The organism is Parabacteroides goldsteinii (assembly GCF_020091425.1).
Taxonomy (GTDB): domain Bacteria; phylum Bacteroidota; class Bacteroidia; order Bacteroidales; family Tannerellaceae; genus Parabacteroides; species Parabacteroides goldsteinii.
Window position 1 is genome coordinate 2,485,322 of sequence record NZ_CP081906.1, and the last position, 23,685, is coordinate 2,509,006.

Annotated in this window: 28 protein-coding genes; 8 read left to right on the forward strand and 20 right to left on the reverse strand. The window is 43.3% G+C overall.

The window, feature by feature from the left end:
• The first annotated feature begins 24 nt into the window (after positions 1 to 24).
• Positions 25 to 1,215, forward strand: a complete 1,191-nt coding sequence (gene kbl / locus K6V26_RS11365; RefSeq protein WP_186961826.1) for a glycine C-acetyltransferase — start codon at positions 25 to 27, stop codon at positions 1,213 to 1,215.
• 84 nt (positions 1,216 to 1,299) lie between these two features.
• Here the strand turns inward: kbl and K6V26_RS11370 are convergent, their stop codons facing one another.
• On the reverse strand, positions 1,300 to 1,470 hold the full coding sequence (locus K6V26_RS11370) for a hypothetical protein (RefSeq protein ID WP_224265377.1): 171 nt from the start codon (positions 1,468 to 1,470) through the stop codon (positions 1,300 to 1,302).
• A 120-nt stretch (positions 1,471 to 1,590) separates the two neighbouring features.
• On the opposite strand from K6V26_RS11370, the gene K6V26_RS11375 reads away from it, so the two are divergent.
• Entirely contained in the window at positions 1,591 to 2,439 is an 849-nt protein-coding gene (locus K6V26_RS11375) for a histidinol-phosphatase (RefSeq protein WP_224265378.1), read from the forward strand.
• 21 nt (positions 2,440 to 2,460) lie between these two features.
• On the opposite strand, the gene K6V26_RS11380 is transcribed toward K6V26_RS11375, so the two are convergent.
• A complete protein-coding gene (locus K6V26_RS11380; protein ID WP_224265379.1) occupies positions 2,461 to 4,722 on the reverse strand; it encodes a Helicase associated domain protein in 2,262 nt (753 codons plus the stop codon).
• 70 nt (positions 4,723 to 4,792) lie between these two features.
• Between K6V26_RS11380 and K6V26_RS11385 the strand changes: the two genes are divergently transcribed.
• On the forward strand, positions 4,793 to 5,110 hold the full coding sequence (locus tag K6V26_RS11385) for a type II toxin-antitoxin system RelE/ParE family toxin (RefSeq protein ID WP_224265380.1): 318 nt from the start codon (positions 4,793 to 4,795) through the stop codon (positions 5,108 to 5,110).
• An 8-nt stretch (positions 5,111 to 5,118) separates the two neighbouring features.
• Entirely contained in the window at positions 5,119 to 5,463 is a 345-nt protein-coding gene (locus K6V26_RS11390; RefSeq protein WP_224265381.1) for a HigA family addiction module antitoxin, read from the forward strand.
• Between the two features lie 28 nt (positions 5,464 to 5,491).
• On the opposite strand, the gene K6V26_RS11395 is transcribed toward K6V26_RS11390, so the two are convergent.
• The 9 genes from K6V26_RS11395 to K6V26_RS11435 all read right to left on the reverse strand — a co-directional run bounded on the left by K6V26_RS11395 (position 5,492) and on the right by K6V26_RS11435 (position 15,168).
• Complete coding sequence (locus K6V26_RS11395; RefSeq protein ID WP_224265382.1) at positions 5,492 to 6,580, reverse strand: Wzz/FepE/Etk N-terminal domain-containing protein; 1,089 nt, start codon at positions 6,578 to 6,580, stop codon at positions 5,492 to 5,494.
• A gap of 56 nt (positions 6,581 to 6,636) precedes the next feature.
• Positions 6,637 to 9,033, reverse strand: coding sequence for an SLBB domain-containing protein (locus tag K6V26_RS11400; protein WP_224265383.1), 2,397 nt, complete (start codon positions 9,031 to 9,033; stop codon positions 6,637 to 6,639).
• A 146-nt stretch (positions 9,034 to 9,179) separates the two neighbouring features.
• Positions 9,180 to 9,587 carry a lipocalin-like domain-containing protein gene (locus K6V26_RS11405; RefSeq protein WP_224265384.1) on the reverse strand — a complete coding sequence of 136 codons (408 nt, stop codon included), beginning with the start codon at positions 9,585 to 9,587 and terminating at the stop codon, positions 9,180 to 9,182.
• Positions 9,575 to 11,038 carry a capsule assembly Wzi family protein gene (locus K6V26_RS11410; protein WP_224265385.1) on the reverse strand — a complete coding sequence of 488 codons (1,464 nt, stop codon included), beginning with the start codon at positions 11,036 to 11,038 and terminating at the stop codon, positions 9,575 to 9,577. The genes K6V26_RS11405 and K6V26_RS11410 overlap by 13 nt, the downstream gene beginning before the upstream one ends.
• Positions 11,039 to 11,081: 43 nt before the next feature.
• Positions 11,082 to 11,345, reverse strand: coding sequence for a DUF4248 domain-containing protein (locus K6V26_RS11415; protein ID WP_224265386.1), 264 nt, complete (start codon positions 11,343 to 11,345; stop codon positions 11,082 to 11,084).
• Positions 11,342 to 12,565: a CHC2 zinc finger domain-containing protein gene (locus tag K6V26_RS11420; RefSeq protein WP_224265387.1), complete on the reverse strand. Its 1,224-nt coding sequence runs from the start codon at positions 12,563 to 12,565 to the stop codon at positions 11,342 to 11,344. The genes K6V26_RS11415 and K6V26_RS11420 overlap by 4 nt, the downstream gene beginning before the upstream one ends.
• Before the next feature lie 13 nt (positions 12,566 to 12,578).
• The gene (locus K6V26_RS11425; protein WP_224265388.1) at positions 12,579 to 13,934 is read right to left on the reverse strand and encodes a replicative DNA helicase; all 1,356 of its coding nucleotides are present in this window, start codon (positions 13,932 to 13,934) and stop codon (positions 12,579 to 12,581) included.
• A complete protein-coding gene (locus tag K6V26_RS11430) occupies positions 13,931 to 14,431 on the reverse strand; it encodes a hypothetical protein (protein ID WP_224265389.1) in 501 nt (166 codons plus the stop codon). The genes K6V26_RS11425 and K6V26_RS11430 overlap by 4 nt, the downstream gene beginning before the upstream one ends.
• A gap of 323 nt (positions 14,432 to 14,754) precedes the next feature.
• Complete coding sequence (locus K6V26_RS11435) at positions 14,755 to 15,168, reverse strand: hypothetical protein (RefSeq protein ID WP_147452901.1); 414 nt, start codon at positions 15,166 to 15,168, stop codon at positions 14,755 to 14,757.
• Positions 15,169 to 15,595: 427 nt separating this feature from the next.
• Between K6V26_RS11435 and K6V26_RS11440 the strand changes: the two genes are divergently transcribed.
• On the forward strand, positions 15,596 to 16,051 hold the full coding sequence (locus tag K6V26_RS11440; protein ID WP_224265390.1) for an HU family DNA-binding protein: 456 nt from the start codon (positions 15,596 to 15,598) through the stop codon (positions 16,049 to 16,051).
• Between the two features lie 38 nt (positions 16,052 to 16,089).
• Positions 16,090 to 16,551 carry a glucosaminidase domain-containing protein gene (locus K6V26_RS11445; protein ID WP_224265391.1) on the forward strand — a complete coding sequence of 154 codons (462 nt, stop codon included), beginning with the start codon at positions 16,090 to 16,092 and terminating at the stop codon, positions 16,549 to 16,551.
• Positions 16,552 to 16,649: 98 nt separating this feature from the next.
• Here K6V26_RS11445 and K6V26_RS11450 read toward each other — a convergent pair whose 3' ends face one another.
• A complete protein-coding gene (locus K6V26_RS11450) occupies positions 16,650 to 16,844 on the reverse strand; it encodes a hypothetical protein (protein WP_224265392.1) in 195 nt (64 codons plus the stop codon).
• A 92-nt stretch (positions 16,845 to 16,936) separates the two neighbouring features.
• On the opposite strand from K6V26_RS11450, the gene K6V26_RS11455 reads away from it, so the two are divergent.
• Positions 16,937 to 17,251 (forward strand): hypothetical protein, encoded by a 315-nt coding sequence (locus tag K6V26_RS11455; protein ID WP_224265393.1) that lies wholly within the window; start codon positions 16,937 to 16,939, stop codon positions 17,249 to 17,251.
• Positions 17,248 to 17,520 carry a hypothetical protein gene (locus K6V26_RS11460; RefSeq protein ID WP_224265394.1) on the forward strand — a complete coding sequence of 91 codons (273 nt, stop codon included), beginning with the start codon at positions 17,248 to 17,250 and terminating at the stop codon, positions 17,518 to 17,520. Before K6V26_RS11455 ends, K6V26_RS11460 begins: the two co-directional genes overlap by 4 nt.
• A 60-nt stretch (positions 17,521 to 17,580) precedes the next feature.
• Here the strand turns inward: K6V26_RS11460 and K6V26_RS11465 are convergent, their stop codons facing one another.
• The 8 genes from K6V26_RS11465 to K6V26_RS11490 form a co-directional block, all read right to left on the reverse strand.
• Positions 17,581 to 17,973 carry a winged helix-turn-helix domain-containing protein gene (locus K6V26_RS11465; protein WP_224265395.1) on the reverse strand — a complete coding sequence of 131 codons (393 nt, stop codon included), beginning with the start codon at positions 17,971 to 17,973 and terminating at the stop codon, positions 17,581 to 17,583.
• 34 nt (positions 17,974 to 18,007) lie between these two features.
• Positions 18,008 to 18,142 (reverse strand): hypothetical protein, encoded by a 135-nt coding sequence (locus tag K6V26_RS28545; RefSeq protein ID WP_262905166.1) that lies wholly within the window; start codon positions 18,140 to 18,142, stop codon positions 18,008 to 18,010.
• Between the two features lie 26 nt (positions 18,143 to 18,168).
• Complete coding sequence (locus K6V26_RS11470; RefSeq protein WP_224265396.1) at positions 18,169 to 19,395, reverse strand: glycosyltransferase family 4 protein; 1,227 nt, start codon at positions 19,393 to 19,395, stop codon at positions 18,169 to 18,171.
• 15 nt (positions 19,396 to 19,410) lie between these two features.
• Complete coding sequence (locus K6V26_RS28550; protein WP_010802849.1) at positions 19,411 to 19,539, reverse strand: hypothetical protein; 129 nt, start codon at positions 19,537 to 19,539, stop codon at positions 19,411 to 19,413.
• A gap of 93 nt (positions 19,540 to 19,632) precedes the next feature.
• The gene (locus K6V26_RS11475) at positions 19,633 to 20,181 is read right to left on the reverse strand and encodes a WcaF family extracellular polysaccharide biosynthesis acetyltransferase (protein WP_224265397.1); all 549 of its coding nucleotides are present in this window, start codon (positions 20,179 to 20,181) and stop codon (positions 19,633 to 19,635) included.
• A 127-nt stretch (positions 20,182 to 20,308) separates the two neighbouring features.
• The gene (locus K6V26_RS11480) at positions 20,309 to 21,439 is read right to left on the reverse strand and encodes a glycosyltransferase (protein ID WP_224265398.1); all 1,131 of its coding nucleotides are present in this window, start codon (positions 21,437 to 21,439) and stop codon (positions 20,309 to 20,311) included.
• Positions 21,439 to 22,785, reverse strand: coding sequence for a phenylacetate--CoA ligase family protein (locus K6V26_RS11485; protein ID WP_224265399.1), 1,347 nt, complete (start codon positions 22,783 to 22,785; stop codon positions 21,439 to 21,441). Before K6V26_RS11485 ends, K6V26_RS11480 begins: the two co-directional genes overlap by 1 nt.
• A gap of 11 nt (positions 22,786 to 22,796) precedes the next feature.
• A complete protein-coding gene (locus tag K6V26_RS11490; RefSeq protein ID WP_224265400.1) occupies positions 22,797 to 23,684 on the reverse strand; it encodes an FkbM family methyltransferase in 888 nt (295 codons plus the stop codon).
• Position 23,685 lies beyond the last annotated feature (1 nt).

The following is a 23,685-nucleotide window of genomic DNA, read 5'->3' on the forward strand; positions in this document are numbered from 1 at the left end:
AAAATACTAACAAAAAACAAAGTTATGTACGGTAAACTGAAAGATTTCCTTACACAGGAACTGGCTAACATTAAAGCAGCCGGATTGTACAAAAACGAGCGTATTATCACTACGCCACAAAGAGCCGACATTAAAGTAAATGCCGGAAGTAATGTTTTAAACTTCTGTGCCAACAATTACCTTGGTCTGTCAGACAACCAGCGTCTGATTAAAGCAGCTAAAGATGCCATGGATTCTCACGGATACGGTATGTCATCCGTTCGTTTCATCTGCGGAACACAGGATTTGCACAAAGAATTGGAAGCCGCTATTTCCGATTATTTCAAAACAGAAGATACGATTCTGTATGCCGCCTGTTTCGATGCAAACGGTGGTTTGTTCGAGCCGTTGTTCGGCGAAGAAGATGCCATCATCTCCGATGCGTTGAACCACGCCTCCATCATTGACGGTGTACGTTTGTGTAAAGCAAAACGTTATCGCTACGCCAACGCCGATATGGCTGACCTGGAACGTTGCTTGCAGGAAGCTCAGGCACAGCGTCATCGCATCATCGCCACAGACGGTGTCTTCTCTATGGACGGTAACGTTGCCCCGATGGACAAGATCTGCGAACTGGCAGAAAAATACGATGCACTGGTCATGGTCGACGAATCTCACTCAGCCGGTGTAGCCGGTCCGACAGGTCACGGTGTGGCAGAACAATATAATGTATATGGAAAAATAGATATTTTCACAGGTACATTAGGTAAAGCATTCGGTGGCGCCATGGGTGGTTTCACTACAGGTAAAAAAGAAATTATCGACATGCTCCGCCAGCGTTCACGTCCTTATCTGTTCTCTAACTCAGTAGCACCGGCTATCGTCGGAGCCAGTCTGGAAATGTTCAAGATTCTGAAAGAAAGCGACGCACTGCATACTAAGTTGATGAACAACGTTTCTTACTTCCGCGATAAGATGCTGGCTGCCGGTTTCGATATCAAACCGACACAGTCTGCTATCTGCGCCGTGATGTTGTATGATGCCAAGTTGTCTCAGGACTTTGCTGCAAAAATGCAGGAAGAAGGCATTTATGTAACAGGATTCTACTATCCGGTAGTTCCGAAAGACCAGGCCCGTATCCGCGTTCAGTTGTCTGCCGGCCACGAAAAAGAACATCTGGATAAAGCCATTGCAGCATTTATCAAAGTTGGTAAAGAGCTGAATGTCATCAAATAAAAGATTGAAAAAAAGAAGCGGAACATCCCGATGTTGCCGCTTCTTTTCTTCCTAAAACAATCTATTAACCTATAAATATGCCTATCAATAATTATTATCTTCCTCGCCATCGACAAGGTTGTTCAACTCAAACTCCAGACTGACTATATCTTTCCTCCACGAATCTAAAATATGGGAAGGAATATCTTTCGGAGCATTATCTACCTTCGACTGGATATTCGAAACCTCCAGTTCCAATCTTTCTCGTCTGTTCATATCTCTTATAAATTATCACCTGTTTAACAATCTCTCAACTATTAAACAACAGTCCCGGTCAATATGTTCAGAAAGATTTTCTATCTTTGTATTCCTAAAACAATCGACAATAGAATATTTATGCAACTTAGTAATTATCACAGTCATTGTACATTCTGTGATGGGCGCAGTACGCCTGAAGACTTTGTAAAGTTCGCTATATCCCATGGCTTCCGGGCGTATGGATTTTCATCACACTCCCCCCTGCCCTTCGAGACCTTCTGGAACATGTCGAAAAACGACATGCCCGAATACCTGGCTGAAATAGACCGGCTGAAAAAGAAATACAGCGACCGGTTAGAAATATATACAGCCCTGGAAATTGACTATCTGGATGAAACCTACAACCCATCCATCCCTTATTTCCAGGAACTTCCGTTGGACTACCGCATCGGCTCCATCCATTTCCTTCCTATCTCAGAACATCTGAGTGAAGAGAATATGGTCTGTATCGACGGTTCCTTCGCTGATTATAAAGCATCGGTAGAACGTTATTTTGAAGGAGATATCCGCAAGTTGGTAACCCGTTATTATGATTCGACACTGAAAATGATAGAAGCCGGCGGTATCGATATTGTCGGCCATATGGATAAAATATATATGAACGGGCACAAATGCGAAGGTTTCTCTTTTGACGCAGCCTGGTATCAGGAACCGTTCAGAGCAACCCTCGACCTGATAGCTGAAAAAGGATTGATGGTTGAAATAAACACCAAAAATCTGGAAAAGAAGCAACAGCTATTTCCCCGGAAAGAGTACCTCGGATTACTGAAAGAGATGAACATCCCCGTGATGGTTAATTCCGACTGCCATTATCCTGACCTGGTAAACGACGGACGGGAAAAGGCATTCAAATTGCTGAAAGAGATCGGGTTTAAATCTACCCGTGAATTGGTGAAAGGGGAATGGCAGGATGTCGCCATTGACTAATAGGAAAGTATTATTGAAAATTTACCTCAAACTCCAGGGGAAAGAAATCTTATCCAGCAGACTCCTACGATCAGAGGAGAGTTCGCCTTTTTTCAAGGCTCTGCGCTGAACGAAGCACCAACTGCCCAGCTTGTTCTCACGGGCGGTTGGCCAGCGGTTATTTTCAGAGAAGAATTGTTGTAGTTTTTCATAGTTTTCCATCCAGACATCATCGATAGTCCAGATAAAACCTTCGGCATCCATCCGGGCGATGCGTTCAGCCGAAAGTAAACCTTGTTTCCGGTTCTTACGCTGGGTGTTACACCAGCTGCCGGCTTTACCTTCATTGCTTTTGGGCCAGCGGTTGTGTTTTTTGTAGTAAGTAAGTACCTGCTGCCAGTTCTCCGCCCAGAGCGAATCCAGATCCTGTTCCCACCAGAAGCCGATCGAATCGAGCAACCGGATCCTTTCATTGGAAAGGATACCTTTCTTTCGTGCCTGCCGTTGGGTGTTGCACCAGGTATTCAGTTTGTTTTCGCCGCGTTTGGGACAACGGTGTTCTACGGTTATAAATGTTTTCAGTTCTTCAAAGCAGTTCATCCAGCGACTGTCCTGTACCTCCCATTCAAAACCGATCCGGTCCAGCTGTGAGATATAATCTTCCGACAACGTCCCTTTCTTCCGGGCAATCCGCTGGGTGTTGCACCAGTTTCCCAACTTTCCTTCGGCTGCCTGCGGCCAGCGCCCTTCACGTTCTTTATATTCGATCAGTCGCTCATACATCACAGGCCATGCATCCAGTTCCGCCAGCATATCATCCACACGGGCACGGATATCGGACAGGAATCCAGTTACCTCAAACTCCATAAAGCCTTTAAAGCTCTTTGGGGCACGAATCGCCGGATGATAAACCAACTCCCTTGACATAGCCTCATAAACAGAACGCCCCGAAAGGTTATTGACAAAGTCAAGCACTACCGGATGCCGATCCGAACCGGCTTTCAGGCAACGGCCCAACTGTTGCAAGGCAACCACATACGACTCCGTCCGACGCAGGAACATGGCGGCATCTACTCCTTCCACATGCAATCCTTCGATCAACATATTTATAGAGAAAAGGACATGCAGTTTTCCCGTTTCCTTACGGAAACGACGCAACGTCTTTTCATTCTCCCGGTTACTCAGCCCGTTATGAATCTCGAATGTTTCCGTTTCAAAGCCTGCCTGCCCGAGCCAGTTCGATACTTCGGGAATCATATGCTGAAGGTCTTCCTTGTCTTTACAGAAAACAAGCATTTTCTTTACCTCTTTCGGAAGATAACGCCGGATCAGTTCCGATGCACTCAACGAGCCGCGAAAATCCAGTCGGGCAAAATCTATTTTATCCTGAATACGCTTGCGCCTTTCAGATGTACAGTCGCTCCTGTTCAGCATACGCTGTACCTTATCCAGCTGGTTATTCAGATCGAATACGCTCTGCACCAAAACCGGAACAGGCAGTATCTTATAATACCAGGCCATAGACAAAGACAGTTCATGGAACAGGTTTCCCTTGAAATAGACCTCTACCGTATCGAGCATTTCTTCGGGACGTATTGGAGTGGCCGACATTCCCAGTACACGGGCCTCCGGATTGTTATCTATTACTTCCTGTACAGCCTTTCCCCATACCTCCGCTCCGAAATGATGGAACTCGTCGATAATAATATGATCCGCTTTGAGTTCACCGACTGTTCCGCGATTCAGAACTAATGCCTGGAAAGTCCGGTAGGTCACATGCAGCATTGTCCTGCCGATAGCTTTTTTGATCTCAGCGATAATCGTAACGTTGGGAGCGATAACCACTATATCATCTTCCGAATGACTGACGATATAGCGGGCAATCAGGTAGGATTTCCCTGTACCGGTAGCCTGTACAACGGCTCCGATCCTGTTTGTTTTGAATCCTTCCTCTATGGCCCGGTAAGCCGCTTCATTATGTGAAAAGAGTTCAATATGCTTTCCCGTCTCCAGACTTCTCAGATAGCTTTCATCCGAGACTGTCAGTCCGTGCAGTTCAAAGGAAAGTGCCTCCGGCAGATAACCGCCATGAGCCAAGATCCGGAACTGGTTGCAGCCGCACATTTCTCCGATTCGCTGCATTTCAGTATACAGCCTGTCCACTTCCGGCAAACCGACAGGTTCCTTATTCCATACCTCTTTCACAATGAAAGTAACGGAATCCTCCCTAAATCCTACCAGCAGACAGCCGGATTCTTCAGTGACAAAATAATGATAAGAATGATAAAGATCGCAGAGTGACATTGAGAATTTAAATTCACATATTTGTGAATACTAAAAGAAAATGTTATCTTTGCATAAAATACGAAACAATATGGTTGTTACATTTGAAGAAGCATATTTGCAGGAGCTTTACGAAAAAGGAACAACGAATGACAAAAAACATCGTTATCAACCTGATATTGTAAGACGCTATCACAAATGTGTTCAATTGATGAAAAGCGTACCAGATATTACATCTCTAGCAAAATACAATTCACTAAATTATGAAATGCTGATAGGAGATAAAAAGGGACTTTCATCTATAAGGGTAAATGATAAATACCGAATCGAATTTACCATAAAAGAATCAATGGAAGAGCCAATTGTTACCGTATGTAATATAATCGAATTGTCAAACCATTACAAATAAAAGCCGTTATGATTACATTGAAAGGCGTTGATCCCAAAATGATAGCTAACAATCTGACCCCGGCCGAACCGATACACCCGGGTGAAATATTGAAAGATGAAATTGAATATCGGGGCATTCCACAAAGAAAGCTTGCTGCCCAAATGGGCATTTCTCCTACGTTGCTTAATGAAATATTAAACGGTAAGCGCGCCATTTCAACAGAATATGCGCTTTTGTTTGAAGCCGCCTTAGGTATTGATCCCGAACCATTGCTCAAAATACAATCCGACTACAACTTACAAGTAGCAAAATCCGATAAATCCTTTGCTGAAAGACTTGCCAATATCAGGAAAATTGTAGCTATATTGTAAAAGGCAAGAAAACTTCAATACAAAAGATTTAAGCATAAGAATCTGTATTGAAAAGGTCTTTGATAAACAGATAACCGATTCCACCGAATATGGCAAGGAATACAAATCCAATCAGGATCAGCGGTTTCTTGGGAGAAGCTGCTTTTAAGGGAACCGTGGCGGGTTGTATTATTGTATATACCGGTGTCTGTTCCTGTACACGGAGTTTATCCTGTTCCAACTTCTGAGCCAATGTATTATAAACATTGAAGGTCAATGTCATTTCATTCTTTAAACGTTCCTGTTCCGTACGGTAGCTGGCAGAGATAATATTCTTGTTGGCATCCTCAAAAGCCGCATAGGCATGTTGTGCTTTGTAGTAGGACTCACGGGCTTCGCTGAATACTTTCTCTGTGAATTCAAGGTCCTGCTTTACCTTCTGGGTTCGGTAATTTGTGATGTATCCCTGAAGTTTTTCCAATACAATTTGAGTGATATTCGCTGAGATCAATGGGTCCTGCATCTGAACGGAGACAGTGATTACCAATGTCTTTTTATCTACAGAGGCAGAAATGCGCTCCTGCAAATCCTCTATCACATCAGACTGCTCTTTTGTTAGATGAAAAGAAGATAACTCCATACTGTTCTTTTCCTCTTCCTTTGAGAATAAATCTTTCACAACACCCAACAGTTTGAACGGAGCCTGTACTACATAACTCCACCACGCACTTTTCTGATCCTCATTCATATATGCGTACAATGTCGATGAGTAATCTCCTTTTTCACTCTCAACCTGTACCGGAAACAACTCCAACAGAAAAGGAATACTCTGCACCACATCCGGATACAGGTCCGGAGAGATGGCATCCGCTCCCGAAGAACTGTTCAGGTTAATCCCTGCCATGGCTGCCAATCCACCCAAGTTCCCCATCTTTTTGGATGGATCAGACGTTTCGGGTGCCAACTTTACCGTTGTACTATATTCTTTTGGTATGCTGAAAGCGACCACCAATCCTACAACTATCGCGATTCCGCAGCATTTGAACAGGAACTTACGTTCCCCCCATAGCCGTTTAGCCAATTCTACCAAGTCTATCTCCTGCACATTGTCTGTCTCAGGGGTATTCATTTGATTCATATCCACTTTGTTAATTGAAAATTGAAGATTGAAAATTGAAGATTGAAAATTGAAAATTATTTCATTGTATTAATGATAGAGGTAACCATGGCTGCCATCGAAGTGGTTGAACTAGCTATGCTCAGTACCTCCGCCAGACTGGTTTTACGATCACGCTGTGTCTTGGTCGGAACGACAATTTCACATCCGGGCTCTACCTTCGGATAACGTTTGAAGAAGATAAAGCTTTTCTTTGTCGTTGCCACCTTTCCGTTCATATAGATTACGATCGGATATTTCCGGGCAATATCATTATAGCCACCGGCTTGCGATAAACAATCTCCCACGGACATCCCTTTCGTATAGGTTACGCTGTTTGGATAAGTTACGGCGCCGTTTATTTTAACCGTACTTTGTAATTGTGGGATATAAAGCGCATCTCCGTCACGCAATACCACATCGTGGGCACTCCCCGGATTTGCCAAAGCCTTTTCCAGGTCGATGCCTACTGAATAATCCTTAATGTTTTCCAGTGACAAGGCAACCGAATCGCGGCTCTGTTTATTGGAACTCAGTTGCAGCAGAGTTTCCAGGCGGCGCATCTCATCTTCTGTCAACTGGCGTTTCAGACTTGCTCCTTTTACATAGGCATCAGGAGTTATTCCTCCGGCTTTAGTGATGATATCACTCAGACGGGAGTTCTTTTCGGCCAGAACATAATCACCGGAGAAAGTGATTTCACCATTTACCTTTACCACCTGTTGTTCCTGATAACCCGGTGAGAAACGCACATACACTTCATCGAACGGTTCCAATGTAAAGACCGTATCGCTTTTCTTTCCATCCGTAGAGATCAAGCCTAAATTATCGTTCAATGCAAAATTGAATACTTCGGCCGTACGGTTGGTATTCTCGTAAGTCTTTGTATCCTTAATCCTTCGGGCTACTTCCACATTGACCGTTGCAGCCGATTCCTTTAATCCGCCGGCCATCATAATGGCATCTTCAACGGTTAAGTTGTTCCGGTAAGGAAGAACCGTATCAATGTAATTTACCGCTCCACTTACTTTGATCGTATAAGGTTCGCGAAGGTCAAACAGGGATGGAATGTTCAATTGGTCTTCCGGTTTAAGTTCTATATCCGGAGATGTGCCACTGAGAATGCCACGAATGTCTACGGCTATAACAGTCGTTGTGAAATCCGGATTCAAACGGGTGATCTGGGCACGACCGGCAAACTCATCCCCTTTCAAACCCGCTGCCTGGTTGACCAATTCTTTTACGGTATGTACCGCCCCATTCAACTCATATTCTCCCGGACGCCAGACCGCCCCTGTCACTGTCAGACGGTTTTCGTAGAAGGGGATCACAGAATCCACCAACAAAGAATCGCCATCCATCATCGCAAAAGTAGGATATTTATCTTCCGTAACAGTAGCTATCTGATAGCGGCTTCCGGCTTTTCGTTTAACACGGACATCTTTCTTATAAGCATCCCCGGTAAAGCCTCCGGCCATGTTCAACAGTTGTGAGAGTGTTTCGCCTTTTTTCATTTCGAAAATGCGGTTACGTTTTACTTTTCCACGAACCACAGCCAGCTGGTCATAAGGGGAAACGATCACCATATCATTTTCTTCCAGACGGATATTCGTATTGTACTTGCCATTCAGGAGATAATCATATACATCCAGTTTAGCGACTTCCTTACTGTTGCGGTATACTTTTATTCCGCGAAGCGAACCGATCTCATTTACACCTCCTGCTGCATACAATGCATTAAACAAAGTTGCAAACGATGGAAGTGTATAGGTTCCCGGAGCAACGACTTCACCTACAATATTAACCTTGATGCTGCGTATCTGGCTCAGACTGACTGATACGAACGTATTGGCTCCATCTGTATCTCCCGACAAAGTAGACATGATCCGCCCCAGTTCCTGTCGGATACGGCTTTCGGCTGTTTCAATAGTCAGTCCGCTCACAGATACCGGACCCAGGTTAGGGATAAGAATTGTTCCTTCAGGAGAAACTTTCAGTTTCAGGTTCAATTCCGAATCTCCCCAGACATTGATCAGCAATTCGTCTCCGGCAGATAAGACATATCCTTTGGGAGTCGGTACATTCAGATCCGGTTCAAAGGACAGGTTCTTGTTCGAGAATATTTCACGGCCGAACACCGTACCACTTAAATCTCCCGCCGGACGATTGGCTTCCCGCTGAGCATCCAAAGGAGGTATCCCTTTTCCATCCGGAACCGTGACCGTACGGTCTGTTACCACAACATCCGATGCCGTACGTGCAGTCTGTTCCGCTCCGGACTGCCCCATTCGTTTATTCATCTCCTGACGGATCTGGTCATCCGTCATACCGGCGGCTTTCGCCTTGTCAATCAAATCCTGGGGTACCTGTGCCGCAAGCGGAACCGACAAGCACAGTAATCCCCCCAGTAATACATTTCTGATTACGTTATTCATATTGTTATTTGTTTTGTTGTTATTTCGATTTTAGAAATAATTGAACTATCGGTTTAGTGACTGGTTGTAACTGGCTCCCCTCTCGAGAGGGGAGGCAGTTACAACCAGTTGCTATAAACAAACACTCATATCTGATAAATTCTGAATCAAAACTTCCTAAACTCCAATCGGGCATAATCCGATTGCAGGACCAGATGCTTTGATGTTAATTCTTTGACTCCGAAACGTTGCTCCGTTCCGTTTATCCCGAATGGTAATAAATCTTCAACTTTACTGACCGGCATGACTACAAACAATGAATCTCCGGTATATTCCATATTACCGGTCTGACTGGTTACATCAACCTTCATCAGATTGATTGTATGCAAAGCAACACTGTAGTAAGCCCGCTCCGGCATCTCTTCCTCTCCCGACGCATATGCTATTTTCATGATCTGCCAGCGACCATCCAGGTCTCCGTTGATCGGCATTTTTCCGCAGGAACTGACTATCAGGGTCAGCAACACCGCTATTATATATCTTTTCATCGTATTCATAGAACTCATCGTATCCATCCTGTTTTTCTGATTGTTAGCATTCCACCGGCACTTTTACCCAACATCCCGCCTCTGTCAACACCTAGCGATCCTGTAAAATCCCAGCCTTTTAATTGATGGGGCGTATAAGTTAATTCCACCAATACATTTCCATTCTTTTTGATCTCATAAAAAGGTAAGCTATAAGTTCCCCAATTACGGGTAAACGAGAATAAAATACGATATCGCAAATCGTTGACAGGAGTACCCATGATCCCGAAATGATGTCCTTGCATACGCGAACTTTTAAAACTTATATCACCATCTGCATTATAGATCGGAGACATGACTAGCGGATTCCCGATTCCCATTCCCCAATGCTGCCAACCGGTATAAATGCCATGATTATAATAATTATCCGAACCACTCACCTGTTCAGGTATCTCCGATGTATGATCCCAATAAACAGGACCGGACTGGTCCTTCGTTGAGATATATTCGTAAACCAAACTACCGATCACCCGATTCTTGGGAAACGTTATTTCCACTCCTGCCAGACAGTCTTTCCAGCCATATTCACCAAACATCTGCGAATGATCTTCAAAATAATGTTCGTAATAAGGACGGATTTTCCAATCTTTTGGTGCATACCACGTTAAAGAAAAATTCCAACTTCCTAAATGGTTTCCATAAATATTCGTCTGTTCCCCAAGCGGAGTGTCACTACTCCCTCCGCTCGGAATAAACACCTTAAAGAAATCCTTTATCCCGTTTGGCATATCAATCTTTTCACTTCCTCTTAACGCATTCCCCCCAAACTGGGCAGCCATCTCAAGACCTCCTTCAAAGATCAAAGGAAACTTCTCCCGGTTACCGATCTTCACATACAAATCCTTAGAATGATACAGTACATGTTCCGTATGTTTACCTCCCGGAGCCACAAAGTCTTTTTGCCAGCCGTCATCCGTAAACAGACCATAAGCCATATGTCCTTTGAAAGCCAACCAACCTTTTGTCCCCGGAACAAGCGTATATTCAGGAATACCGATACGAACCTGCGGAACCGGACGCGCATTTCCCGAAAATGTCAAGCCGCCGCTACTCAGCAACGGATTATTGAACTCGCTATGCCGCTCCTTGCTTCCGATACTCAATCCCAGGCAACGGTATTTCAGATCCGCATACAATTGTTGCACCACAAAAGTCGATGTAAAATTATAAGCTACAGCCAAATCCGCTCCGAAAGCATACGAGAAGCGTTTATCGTTTTCCAACTCCCGGAAGACCCCGGCACGCAGATACCCATTATTTTTTTCAATGGACGAAAGTCCCTGCTTGTTTGCCGTCAGCCAGAAAGGAGTATGCTCTCCCCCGCTAAAGCTGACACCGGTTTCCGCCCGGTAACTCAGCCCTTTCGATAACTGAGCATAAGAGTTAAGGGGAAGCACTAAAATGCCTCCCCAAAGAAGTAAGTTTGATATTAATTTCATTTGTTTTTGATTGACACATTACCATATTGGCATATTACTATCATTAAGGTCTTCCCAATATTTCTACTATACATTCCACCTGTTTCGGTGTCATGACACGTTGCTTGCGATTCCAACCGGCGGTTTTCAAAAGAGAGACCAGGACCTTGTTTGCCAATACCCAGGCTTTCAAACGGCGGGAAGCTGCCGCCGGTGTTATCATCGGACTGTACAGGATACCTAGTTCAAGCCAACCGAAACTACGGTTCTTCCATTTCTCCTCCTCTTCGTCCCTATCCGGCTTCTTATTTTTCTGATCCTCTTTCATAGCCACCTCCAATCTAATGTAGCCGGATGGCCGTCACGAAGCGACAAACCTGTCCGATAAGCAAACATCTTTGTCAAATCACTGAGCAAAACTTTTCGTTCCCCGGCATTATGCTTTTGCAGCAGTAGTTGCACCTGTCTGCTTATCCGGTTGAATAAGGCGACCTCTTCCGATGACAGCAATTGTTTCCGTAACCCGCGGATAAAAGAGACAAAAGCCTCCTTTCCCCAAAGGCGAAAGAGCGAATCCGGATCTTCACCCGCAGGCAATTGTCCCTTGACAGCCCAGAGACCTTCCCGGCGAAGAATCGCTACAGCTTCAGTCGACCCCTTCTCACCCGCCCGATCCCCGTCCAGCAAGACAGTCACCTGCGAAGTATATTTTTTCAGCAACGCGACATGTCCGTCACACATAGCCGTCCCACACAAAGCTACTGTATTCCTGAAACCCGCCGCATGCATGGCTATGGCATCCTTATACCCCTCCACCACAAATGCAAAACCATCCTGCCGGATCGCCTCTTTCGCCAGATTCAAGGCATACAGGTTCTCACTTTTCCGATACCCCTCTTCCACCGACGTGTTTCTATATTTCGGTTCATCCGGATCCCCGTCCGGTTGTTTCCGCGCGGCAAAACCTATCAACCCTCCCATCTCATCACGGAGCGGGAAAATGACATGGTTCCGCATCTTATACCATTCCTTCGGCACCATACCCGGCGAAACACCCACCTCAAAATCCAGATAAGCAGGCGTCAAGTCCGAATCACCGCAAGCATAAGGCAAGAGGGCCTGGAGAAATTGATTGTTCTTTTGGACGGTAAGATAACACACCCCCTGCCCCCTCTCAAGAGGGGAAGGAGATACCATCGGACATTCCGTTTTTTCGTTTATAGCGCCGGGAGTAACTTTTCCCCTCTCGAGAGGGGGCAGGGGGTGTGTCATTGGCAACGATGTCACCGGCGACAACTTCTCCACCGCTTCCGCAAAACTACATTTCTCCGCTTTCTGTACAAAAGCAATCACATCCCCATGTTCGCCACAGGCATAACAGGTGAAAGTCTGCTTTTGCGGATCGACGGTCAACGACGGATGATGGTCAGCATGGAACGGACAAAGTCCGATAAACAACTTCCCCCGACGTGACAGTTTGACGTAAAGTCCGGCCACCTCTTCCAGGCGGACCGACCGTTTTATCTGATCGATATTATATTGTGCCATTTCGTTCCGGGTATTAATAATCCGTTATTTTAGTGTACGAAGCATTATAACGGAAACGGGCAATGCCGGTCGCACCGTTTCGGTTTTTAACGATATAGAGTTTGCCTACTCCTTTAAGGTCTTCCCCTGTACGTTCGTCCTTGACGATACCGTAACGCTCCGGGCGATAGACAAAAAATACACAATCAGCCACCTGTTCGATGGTTCCCGAATCACGCAGGTCGCTCATCACCGGAATATGCGCCTTGTCGACACGCTGGTCGCTGGCACGGTTCACCTGCGAAACGACAAGCATCGGGCAGTCGGCATCCAGAGCCAACTGTTTCAGGGCCGTTATGTTACGTCCCACTACCTGTTCCTGCGTTTCGTTTTTCTGACGGATACTGCTCAGCAGATGCAGGTAGTCGAGGATCACGAAATCACATTCGCCCTTCTTGCTTTTCAGCATGACCTTCGAACGGATATCCGACAGGGTGTTACAAGCCTTGTAATCAATATACAACGGCAGATGCTCCAACTGCTTTCCGGCCTTTTCGAGCACCTCCAGTTCGTGGACCGTCAGTCCCGAGATACGCAGATGGTCCGGATCGACATCCGTCACACCCGCCAGGATGCGGTTCAGCATTTGCAGGTTCGACATCTCCAGACTGAAAAGGCAGACATGTTTCCCGGCACGGGCCGCCTGGACAGCAATATGCAGGGCGACAGCAGTCTTACCATCGCTCGAATGACCCGCCAAGACAGAAAGTTCCCCTTTATGAAAACCACCGGTGACATAATCGAACTCAGCCAACCCGCTCCGTATGCGATTCCGGTCGTACGAACCATCCAACCGCTCCCGGTGCCAGGCAACCGCTTCGGCAGCCAGGACACCCACCGGACGTATCGGTTCACTGCCGGCCACTTCCCCCCGCAGTTTCAGCAGCGAATCTTCCGCTTCCGAAATAACGGCCTCCAGGTCAGCATCAAAACAACTGCTCTTAATATTCAGCAGGACAAACAACTGTGCCAGGCAACGTAACATATACTGGCGCTTTATCTCCTGAGCATAATGCTGCACATTTCCGCCATGGCGCACATTCAGCATCGCCGTCAGCAGGAACGACAATCCGTTCAGCTCCTTCCAGCGAGCTTCATCCATCCGCCGCATCTCCGTTTCGACCGACACCATATCCGGTTGCACACCCTGTTCATACAAATTCATTACCGCCTGGAAAACAAATCCCAGCGCTGCATCCGAAAACATTTCCTTATGCAGCAATGTCGACACCAGGCCCGGAGCATCCACACTGGTCAGCAGGCAACACACCAACGTGCTCTCCACCTCTGCTAAAGTCAGATCTTTCTGTTCGTCAACATCTTCTTTCATGCTTCGCCTCCCTTTCCTTTGGGTGAAAATTGTTTACTGCGACCTCCCATCGCCCGTTCGGCAGCAGCCATTGCCTGAGCGGCAGAAATATCGTTCCCGTTGTTATCTGTATTCTCCGTTATCTGTCCCGAAAAATAATTATAATTACAAATCTTGATTTTTGTGCCTCCCGCCACAGGACCATATTCGATCAATCGTTCACGAGCCAACTTTCTCAGATAATACCCCACCGAACCGACACTGATATCAGTACGATCAGCCAGGAACTGATAAGTACAAAAATATTCCCCTACATGGCAAACGTATTGGATACGTCCCAGTTTCATAAATCCGGGTTTGAAATAACTCATCGTTGCCAATGCCATGTAGATACGGGCTAGGTGACGTTCTTTCTTACTGGCACTGACCGACAGCGCCAACACTTTTCGAGGCATCTTCATAAAAGACTTTCCCATCCACAATGCCTCCGGGTTTTCTTTCGTTTGTTTTACGCTCATAATAATCACATTTAAAGAAAATTAATATTTGCCCCGTTATGAGATTACTATTTGCGCTAAAACTTGATAGTCATAATCCAGAAGCAGTACCGTATGTAGACTCTATACGTATCCGGATGCCTCTCTTTTAATATAGTTAGAACTATCTTTCTTATTTAGAATTTATAATTCGTAATTTCCATCATTTTTTCGCAAATGAAATAATACCCTAACGTTCTGATACAAATTTAGCCATTACTACTCGCCTTGAAAAATATATCTTGAGGGCATTTCTCAATTATAAATTCCTCGATTACAACCGTTTAAACAATATTCCTGTCACTTCAATTTTTCTTGTACTTCTTTTTCGTCTCTCTAACCGCTTCACAAATGTCAAAATACACATCATCCGCTTCGCTCAGATGGTTGCAAATGGTACTGATTTCCCTGCCGGTACGAAAAACAAGGTCGATACGGTCAGCTGTCTTTTCATACGTTCCGTCTATTATTTTGCAACGGAGCATGGCCGAGATATAAGCAATAAATAAATCCGGATCGTTCACCACGATACGTTCGATCAACAAACGGCAGGCATCAATTTCGCAATATTCCAGAATATCATCCCGATGATGTTTATTAAAACGTTTTCTTAACACCTCCCAGGTTGTATGTTGCTTTATAGCAGGTTCTCCCAGGAGCCACGCCAACAACATCACATAGCGTCCTTTATCCGGCTGCGTTTCAAGCCAATTTGACAAAGACTCCAACGACAAATGATTTCCAGTTATCGCCCTGATTGTTTTTTTAAAACTTCAATTAAATTATTCACTATACGATTTATTTTATTTGTATTCATAATTTTCTGATTTTAAATCGTAATTCCGGTCTCTATTCTTGTGAAATACCCTCTTTTTCCTTTTACAAAACATATATGTTTCGTTCGCAAACCATATATGTTTTGCCGTTAAAACACCTACCTTTCAACGGCGGTTATCAGCTCTTTTTCCGATAAATAATAACCACCTTTATTCTCACCTAACCACCGCTATCTGCTTCTATCCGGCAGGCACTTTTCCGCAGTAATTACCTTTGTAATGTTATCGATAACCAACTAACTGCCAAAATGCCGGAAAAGTTTTTTCATTGGCACATTGGCATATTATCCACATTAAATAATTATTTCCCATGCCATTAAAATTCAGACTTGTCAAAAGAAGAGACATGAGTAAGGATGCGGCCGAAGGGGCCGAACTTTACTATGCACAGACCAGCATCACCAAAAAGGTCGGCCTGAACCGTATTTGCAGCCGTATCAGCAAATACAGCACTGCCAGCCGCGGTGATATCCTGCTGGTACTCGACGGACTCTTGTCCGTCATGAATGAATCGCTGGCCGACGGAGAATCGATCCATCTGGGCGATTTCGGCAGCTTCCGGATGGTTGCCGGCAGCAAAGGATCTTCTACGGAAAAGGATTTCAATACCTCTCTGTTCCACCGGGCACATATCGTTTTCTATCCAGGTACGATGTTGACGGATACCATCCGTAATGCCAGTTTCGAAAAATACAATATCCCCGGTACGGAAAGCAAACCGGAAGAAGGCCAGGGCGGTGGCAGTGACCGTCCGGAAATCGAGTAAAATAATTTGCCAATGTGCTAATTAAACAATCATTCACTATGGTAAAACAGGAATACATTAAACAGTATCTTTTCCCCGCCCAAAAGGCGGGGGAATGTTTCGGAATCAATCCGATCGTCATCCTTGCCCAATCGGCCATCGAAACCGGCTGGGGAGAAAGTACACTGGCAAAGGAGCATCATAACTTCTTCGGCATCACCGCCTACGGACGTCCCAACGCTTTCTGGAAAGGCGAAAAGACCGATCTTTCAGAAAACAGCGGCCATACTTCCTTATGGTTCCGCACCTACGAATCAGCGGAAGACAGTTTTATGGACTTCGCCCGTCTGATCCACACCGCTTATCCGGTGGCCGCTTCACTCAGTGCCCATCCTTCGGCTTATGCCAAAGAGATTGCTTACAGTAAATACATCAGCGAAGTGAATGGTGACAACCGTGCTGCTTATCAGAGGATGCTGGTGTCGATTTGCCGGACGATCGAAAGGATGATAGTCAATTAATTTATTCTTTATACAAATAGCTATGACAAGCATCATGGACATAAACATAAGGCTCCCCAGTTTCTCCATTTAACAACGACTTTCATGACAGATGACAATTATCTATGAAAGTCTTTATGAATTCGTTCAAGGATTAACCGTCTGGATTCTTCCAAGTACATTCCAGTCTTTAACGCTTCTTCCAAAAGTATAACAGGATATGTTTCTGAAGAATCGCTTCGTTGATATGTTATCTCCGGTTCCTTAACCGAAGGTACTTCATTCTTAATTGAGTATTCTTTCAATTTTTTCATAAGACAATACTTTTTATTTGGTTATTTGACAAAGGTACGATAATTCCATTAATCAGTGACCATTAATTTTCAATTTATAATTTTCAATTAACATGAATGTTCTTGAAACCATTTTCAACTTCCTCACCAGCCTTGCCCGGATCATCTTTCCCCGCAGGCAAAAGTCGGCAGCCGGTGACTGCCCTTGTCCCCATCCCTATCCTCGTCCTCTTCCTGATGGCGATCACCCTACTGTCTCTGCTGATGGAGCAGACGGAAGTGACGCTGACGGCTATCGGAGCGATACTCTCGCTCTCAACCAGGGCGACTGGGGAACCAAACAACGTGTTGAACCCATAGACATTGCCGGTTACAGCCTGATGGCGGCGGGACTGATCGGCGGTCTGTACAAATTATTCACAGCATGAGTTACGAAGAAAATTACCAACGCATGATCCGCCGCAACAAAGCGACCGGATATGCCATCTATGACTGTCTGTTGAAGGCTTACCGAAAACATGCCGAAAGCATGGATGTCTCCGGGATTACCGACCGGGACATCTCCCGAATCAGTGAGATGCTATTGGTGAGCGAACGCTGGATACGTCATATCTTATGTAAATATCATCTGTTTTTCATTATCATCGACCAGTATTATCCGGAAGAGGAATGGAAAGATGAAGAGACGGAGGTTTGATCGTTTGAAATCTGTTATCTTCTCTGAAATGGAGGGGATAACAGACTTTTTGTGTATTAGTTAATCCAAAACCTCCCAATGACCGGATTTAGCATTTCCGACTCGCACAATTTTACTTCTTTCCCTCAAAGTCCGGATATTCTCTTCTATCTTTCTCTTTGAAATACCTATTTCTTCTGACAAACTTTGAGCCGATACGGACGGATTTTGTTGCATTAAGTTCAATATTCTTTTCTGCGTTTCAGACAATTTATCACCGACCCTATCACCGACCCAACCTATGACCTTATCACTATCCCCTCCTTCAAAAGTCTTTGAATTCTTTTTTTGAAAATCAATAAATGTTGCTAGCATGATTTTCAATGAAGGATGATCTTTCCTACAAATAAATGATGCATATACGAAATAAGGTGCAGACAGATTAATTTCATCAATATTAATAATAGGAAACATAATAATTAAGGTTTATAGTTTGATATAAAATAACTTATTTAACTTTCATCAATTTCATACCTCTATTCTCCAGGGTTGAAAAAGATTCTTTCTTTTGGACGCATTCTTTCCATGCTTCCTTATCCTCCAACATCTTTTTTGTTGCACTCAGCAGTTCCTCTGGAGACATCTTAACTAATTTTTCGAATGGATTATTCATAATTCCCCAACCGACTCTACCACCCGTATCATCTGATCTAATAATACATCTGGATGAAAATGCTGTTCGGCAAAAGTTTTGTTACACAATCCGATTGCGTTCTTTTGACTTTCTGAAAGTTCTGCAAAAGCAAAAAGTTTTTCCGCCAACAGTTCCGATTCATCATGACAGACAGCCATGTTTCCTTTACAGACATTCAGGATATCACTGATATGCGACTTCTCCGGACCGATATAGAGAATCGGTTTGCCGATAAACATAGCCCCATAGACCTTATTCGGATGCGTATATCCGACACATCCCTCTCCCAACGAAACAACCTGGATATCGGCCGAACCCAACGACAAATGAATCCGTTCACGCGGCTGGTAAGGAAGGATCATGACATTATCCAATCCATACTCTTCCTTATATTCGCGGACTTCCTGCAAACGTACTCCGCCACCGATATGAACAAACAGGAAACGCTTGTCATCACTCAGCCGGACAGCAGTCTCCAACAGCGTCGTCAACGGATGCATCACCGAATGATTGCCGGAATACATGATCACGATACGGTCACCGAAACCATTCTCCTGACGGAACGGGTTATCCTCCCGCTTCCTTTCATATACCGACTCCATCACCGGCCAGACCGGAATCACATCGATCCCTTTCCTGTCCAAATGAAGACGGCGGCAAATATGCTCCTTCATATACTTATCCAATACGATTATCCTGTCCGCATGTCGAAAGATATAATCCCCCCGCTTCTGAATCGTCTGTGCCATCGAAGAACCCTCTTTCATATATCCGGCCACTACAGAGAGTTCCGGTTGCAGATCCATCGTCCAATAGACAAAACGCATCTTTTTCATCCGCGCAATCTTGATCCCGATATACGAAAGCAAAGGCGGACTGGTCAGACCAATCATCACATCGCACGATTTGCGGCCAATGAAAAGTAATTTCCAGGCAATCAGAAAATTGAAACTAAGAAAATCAACCAGCCGCCCAAGTTTCGTTTGCTTGCCGAATCCAGTGTTCGGCAGACGGTGAATATGAACCCGCTCACAGCACTCACGAGCCGGGTAGATAATCTCCGGATGTTCGTAATTGTGACGGCTGGTGATGATGGTTACCTCATGCCCACGGGTTGATAATAATTTTAATAAATCATATAAATGTTGAGCAACAGCTACATTGTCAGGCCAGTAAACCTGAGAGATACAATATATCTTCATTTCAAATAATATCCACTATTCTACCTGTCCGAATTCCGGATATTTCAAGTCGACACCTTTCACCCAATAGCCCCCTTTTCTGAGGCACTTCACCATATGGCTACCGATAAATTCACCGGCGCCACAGACTAATGCTGTTTTCATTTTTGAATTAGAATTAAATAAATTGATTTAATGTAGAAAATAACCATCTCCACAACCTATATCTAAAAGGTGAATAAATGATTTTTGATTACATTAATTGATATTTCTATTTCGAATCTTAACTGCTGGTATACCTTGATAAATAGCATATTCTTCCAAGTTTCTATTGGCAACAGAACCGACTGTTAATATTGCTCCTTCATTAAATATAATACCGGAACAAACTATACTACGAGCTCCAACCCAAGCTCCTTTCTTTATTATGATTTTACCAATCATCAAATCAAATGTTTCTTTTTTATAATTATGATTCCCACAAAGTAACATTACTCCTTGTGAAATACAAACATTGTCTTCTATCACAACATCAGCTAAATTATCAATCCATACACTTTCTCCTATCCAAACATTACTACCCACAAATAATCGCCATGGATATTTTATATTTACAGAAGGCTTTATACATACGTTTTTTCCTATTTTCGCTCCAAATAGTCGTAGTAAAAAAACTTTCAAAGAAGAAAATGGATTCAAAGGACATTGAAAGAATACTACATTGACTATAAACCAAAGCGTCCTTTTGACAAGACCAGCTCCTGGATCATACCAAGAGTTATCATATTTAGATAGATTTGTTTTCATTGAGTAATTTCCGGTTGTATAAACCAATATATATGTAACCAGATGAAAAACGGAATCTTTTCTTTCTTGAGTGGATAATTTCCCAATAATCCGATGTATACTGATGGCTCGGTAAACTCGGATTCAGTTATTTCAAATAAACAAACTCCGGCTTCTCGCCTCCATACAGTATCCACTCATACAATCGCTTCAGCTTTCCGGCAACCATCTCTACGGAATAATTCTCCTGAATCAGATGTTTCCCCCGCTCACCCATTGCGATCCTTTCGGCTTCGGAAGTATTCAAGGCCTCCCTAATCGTAGCCGCCAAAGTATCCACATCATTATCCACCCACCAACCGCAACGATGCGTATTCAGCTCTTCCCAGGGTGTACCTTTGGAGGCGATAACAGGGATGCCTTTTACCAATGCCTCTGTAACAATATTCCCAAAATTCTCAAAATCACTGGGAACAACTAAATAGGAAAGTGATTTCAATGCTTTCTCTTTCTCTTCACCACTTAAAAAGCCGGTAAAAGTCATACGATCCAAATGTAAGCGTTTGGCTTCTTCCCGTAAGAACTGTATATACGCGGCATCTCCATCACCGATAACCAGAATCTCTAGATTCTTATCCTGCAAAGCATCTAAAGCATAAAAAATCCGTTCTACCCGTTTACGAGGATGGATACGTCCTAAATAGCCTATCCGCAATCCGTCAGGTAGAATAATATTATCCTGAAGGCCTGAAGTCCGAATCGGATTAGGTATAACAGCAACAGGTGCATAAATACCCATATTTCGTAAATGTTCCATCTCTTCCATACAAGTAGCATGCAAGCATGCCGCCCTTTGCAGATCAGATTTCAAGTATAACCACAACGATAATTTCTTTATCCATGCAGACTTCTCAAAACACTGCGGATACAGCATGCCCCGCAAAGTAATCACATAGGGTTTATTTTCTTTTCTTGCCCACGAAGCCGTACAGACAGACGGATATTGCCATATCCCTTGAATATGATACAAATCAGCCGATTCATCTTCCAATGCCTTACGAAAAGAGGATGAATAGGCAAACCGCCTCTCTTTAGGACGTGCAACCAAGTAGATAAACGAAGAAGAATCTATCAAACGGTCCTTTCTTTTATCTACATCGTATGTCAAAACAACAGAAGAAAGCCCAACTGACCTTTCTCCTTGCACAGACAACAATGTGCTTAAAGCCGGACCACCGAATAATACGCCCATGGATGGGATTGAGTGTAGGATCTTCATTATTTATTCAAATTCAAGGCTACTTTACTAATTATATATCTGTTTTTACCTCGATCATCTTCTATTTTATCAACGCACTTTATAATAATTGGTATTTCATTTTTAGATTTCGACAATAATATATTCTTAATTGTTTGGATTACATTCTCAATTTCAGATTGTTGTTCCTTATCAATAACAATATCAATTATTACAGAGTAATCTGATTTTTGCAAAATTCTGAAATTTTGCACATAGTCAGTATAATCATCAAAAATCGAGGTAAGATAAATGCTTTCAAGAATAATACCTGAGGGAGTCCATACAGAATCAGAAGTCCTGCCTGTTATTGATTCCAATAAAGGATAAGGTAATCCACAAGAACATTTTTCCAACATATATTTACTCTTATCCCCTAATCTATATTTTATTAACGGAAAAGCTCTACTTTCTAGATTTGTAACTAAAATTTCACCATATTTGCCTGCTTCCAAAAGTCTATCCTCTTGGTCCACTATGTCAACATGGATAAAGTCGGAATTAATATGAAGACCATTACATAATGGACATTGAATCGCTATGTTTGCTACTTCATTACACCCATATTGATCCATTACTTTACACTGAAAGGCCTTCTCTATTTTTTTACGGACAAAATCTAATAAAGGAGCAGATGTAGACCAAACCAAACGAACAGAATTTATTTGAATGTTATTTGCAAGAATATAATCGGCCACTTTTTCTATACCTCCAACATATCCCACAATCCATTTAGTATGCTGTGATATTAGAGTATCCACAAATACTCTAATATCTTCTTCCATGATGGAAGAAGCATTTAAATATGCCCTGCGAGTAGGCCACCACATACAGCGATTTATCAATTTGCTTAAAAAAGTGGATGGCACGGAACGATGTATAATTCCAACATGATCAGCTGGAGAAACTCCCCACCAACGAAAAGCACGCCAACCCAATATTTCAAAATGAAAACGTTTGTCTATATAGACTTTCAAAGGCATTCCTGTAGATCCTCCTGTGGTTGCAATTCCAACTTGTTTTTGGGAAATACTACTATCTTTTATCTCTTCACGAAATGTCCTAACATCTTTCTTTTCCAATATTGGAACTATATCCCAATCAGCCTCTTTTTGTAACATGGATGGATTAAAGTGATGATCATCATAAAAGTGTTTATAGAAAAGGGAATGGTTATAAGCATGCATTACAATAGCCTTTCTCTTCATCCAATTGATATTGTTCAATTCTTCATCAGATAATATATCCGACAATATAGCTCTCTTATATTGTCGCATTGCAGCTTTTCTAAACAGATTGTTCTTTAACCAAAATAATGCATCTTCCATAAGTATGATATTTATATTTCCAAACCTAAAACCTTAAATGCATCAGATACCCATATTCTATTCTTTACAAAATCCACATCCCGAATATAAATCGTATTACTTTCGTCCGAATATGCATTTAGTTCTGTCAATTGGCGAGTGAACGGCTCATACGCATAAGGACGAAAACCTGCTGTTATAAACATAGCATGTATGTCTGCATCTTTGTAGCCATATCGTGCACCCGATCCGTTCAATTCTATAATGACTGCTTTCAAATCCGGATTATTCAACGTATTCTTACCACCAAGTAAAACCTCTGTTTCAAATCCTTCCACATCTATTTTAATCAATAAAGGACAAGTACAACTTTTCAGGATTCCATCTAACGTCTGTACAGAAACCTCGGTTGTATCTTTTTCTCCATCAACTGCTACATGATTTACTGTATCCTGAGTATTAGTAAATAATAACGTTGAATGTTTACTTCCCAGACCTATATTAAGAGCTTCTACGCGATCTTCCATCCGATTGACAGCTATATTATTCTTCAAATGTTCGTAGGTAGATGGAATCGGTTCTATCGCAATACTACGACACCTGATCGCTCCTGAAGCAAGAATCGTATAACTACCGATATTAGAGCCGATATCCATAAACATATCTTCATCACGCAACAAATGCAAAAGGAATGACATATCTTCAAAATCATGCAGACCGGCATACAAATTTCCGGTAGCCCCAGTCATTCCGCGTTTTACGATCAACTTCACCCCATTTACCCAAGGTAAAATTATTGGATAGGGATTTATACGGACATTTAGCTGCCATTGCAAAAAGCGTTTTAGGGCTTTTTGCTTATTACCTCTGTTCAGAGGTTGTCGAATAATCCAACGGATTACAGTAAGGAGTCTATTCATA

What these genes read in the sequence shown, in the direction of transcription:
- K6V26_RS11445 (WP_224265391.1), top strand. Translation starts at nt 16,090, where the DNA reads ATGGTAAAACAGGAATACATTAAACAGTATCTTTTCCCCGCCCAAAAG.
- K6V26_RS11440 (WP_224265390.1), top strand. Translation starts at nt 15,596, where the DNA reads ATGCCATTAAAATTCAGACTTGTCAAAAGAAGAGACATGAGTAAGGAT.
- K6V26_RS11380 (WP_224265379.1), bottom strand. Translation starts at nt 4,722, where the DNA reads ATGTCACTCTGCGATCTTTATCATTCTTATCATTATTTTGTCACTGAA.
- K6V26_RS11460 (WP_224265394.1), top strand. Translation starts at nt 17,248, where the DNA reads ATGAGTTACGAAGAAAATTACCAACGCATGATCCGCCGCAACAAAGCG.
- K6V26_RS11465 (WP_224265395.1), bottom strand. Translation starts at nt 17,973, where the DNA reads ATGTTTCCTATTATTAATATTGATGAAATTAATCTGTCTGCACCTTAT.
- K6V26_RS11425 (WP_224265388.1), bottom strand. Translation starts at nt 13,934, where the DNA reads ATGAAAGAAGATGTTGACGAACAGAAAGATCTGACTTTAGCAGAGGTG.
- K6V26_RS11395 (WP_224265382.1), bottom strand. Translation starts at nt 6,580, where the DNA reads ATGAATCAAATGAATACCCCTGAGACAGACAATGTGCAGGAGATAGAC.
- K6V26_RS11385 (WP_224265380.1), top strand. Translation starts at nt 4,793, where the DNA reads ATGGTTGTTACATTTGAAGAAGCATATTTGCAGGAGCTTTACGAAAAA.
- K6V26_RS11390 (WP_224265381.1), top strand. Translation starts at nt 5,119, where the DNA reads ATGATTACATTGAAAGGCGTTGATCCCAAAATGATAGCTAACAATCTG.
- K6V26_RS11480 (WP_224265398.1), bottom strand. Translation starts at nt 21,439, where the DNA reads ATGAAGATCCTACACTCAATCCCATCCATGGGCGTATTATTCGGTGGT.
- K6V26_RS11470 (WP_224265396.1), bottom strand. Translation starts at nt 19,395, where the DNA reads ATGAAGATATATTGTATCTCTCAGGTTTACTGGCCTGACAATGTAGCT.
- K6V26_RS11475 (WP_224265397.1), bottom strand. Translation starts at nt 20,181, where the DNA reads ATGAAAACAAATCTATCTAAATATGATAACTCTTGGTATGATCCAGGA.
- K6V26_RS11400 (WP_224265383.1), bottom strand. Translation starts at nt 9,033, where the DNA reads ATGAATAACGTAATCAGAAATGTATTACTGGGGGGATTACTGTGCTTG.
- K6V26_RS11420 (WP_224265387.1), bottom strand. Translation starts at nt 12,565, where the DNA reads ATGGCACAATATAATATCGATCAGATAAAACGGTCGGTCCGCCTGGAA.
- K6V26_RS11430 (WP_224265389.1), bottom strand. Translation starts at nt 14,431, where the DNA reads ATGAGCGTAAAACAAACGAAAGAAAACCCGGAGGCATTGTGGATGGGA.
- kbl (WP_186961826.1), top strand. Translation starts at nt 25, where the DNA reads ATGTACGGTAAACTGAAAGATTTCCTTACACAGGAACTGGCTAACATT.
- K6V26_RS11485 (WP_224265399.1), bottom strand. Translation starts at nt 22,785, where the DNA reads ATGGAAGATGCATTATTTTGGTTAAAGAACAATCTGTTTAGAAAAGCT.
- K6V26_RS11450 (WP_224265392.1), bottom strand. Translation starts at nt 16,844, where the DNA reads ATGAAAAAATTGAAAGAATACTCAATTAAGAATGAAGTACCTTCGGTT.
- K6V26_RS28545 (WP_262905166.1), bottom strand. Translation starts at nt 18,142, where the DNA reads ATGTCTCCAGAGGAACTGCTGAGTGCAACAAAAAAGATGTTGGAGGAT.
- K6V26_RS11405 (WP_224265384.1), bottom strand. Translation starts at nt 9,587, where the DNA reads ATGGATACGATGAGTTCTATGAATACGATGAAAAGATATATAATAGCG.
- K6V26_RS28550 (WP_010802849.1), bottom strand. Translation starts at nt 19,539, where the DNA reads ATGAAAACAGCATTAGTCTGTGGCGCCGGTGAATTTATCGGTAGCCAT.
- K6V26_RS11490 (WP_224265400.1), bottom strand. Translation starts at nt 23,684, where the DNA reads ATGAATAGACTCCTTACTGTAATCCGTTGGATTATTCGACAACCTCTG.
- K6V26_RS11415 (WP_224265386.1), bottom strand. Translation starts at nt 11,345, where the DNA reads ATGAAAGAGGATCAGAAAAATAAGAAGCCGGATAGGGACGAAGAGGAG.
- K6V26_RS11410 (WP_224265385.1), bottom strand. Translation starts at nt 11,038, where the DNA reads ATGAAATTAATATCAAACTTACTTCTTTGGGGAGGCATTTTAGTGCTT.
- K6V26_RS11455 (WP_224265393.1), top strand. Translation starts at nt 16,937, where the DNA reads ATGAATGTTCTTGAAACCATTTTCAACTTCCTCACCAGCCTTGCCCGG.
- K6V26_RS11370 (WP_224265377.1), bottom strand. Translation starts at nt 1,470, where the DNA reads ATGAACAGACGAGAAAGATTGGAACTGGAGGTTTCGAATATCCAGTCG.
- K6V26_RS11375 (WP_224265378.1), top strand. Translation starts at nt 1,591, where the DNA reads ATGCAACTTAGTAATTATCACAGTCATTGTACATTCTGTGATGGGCGC.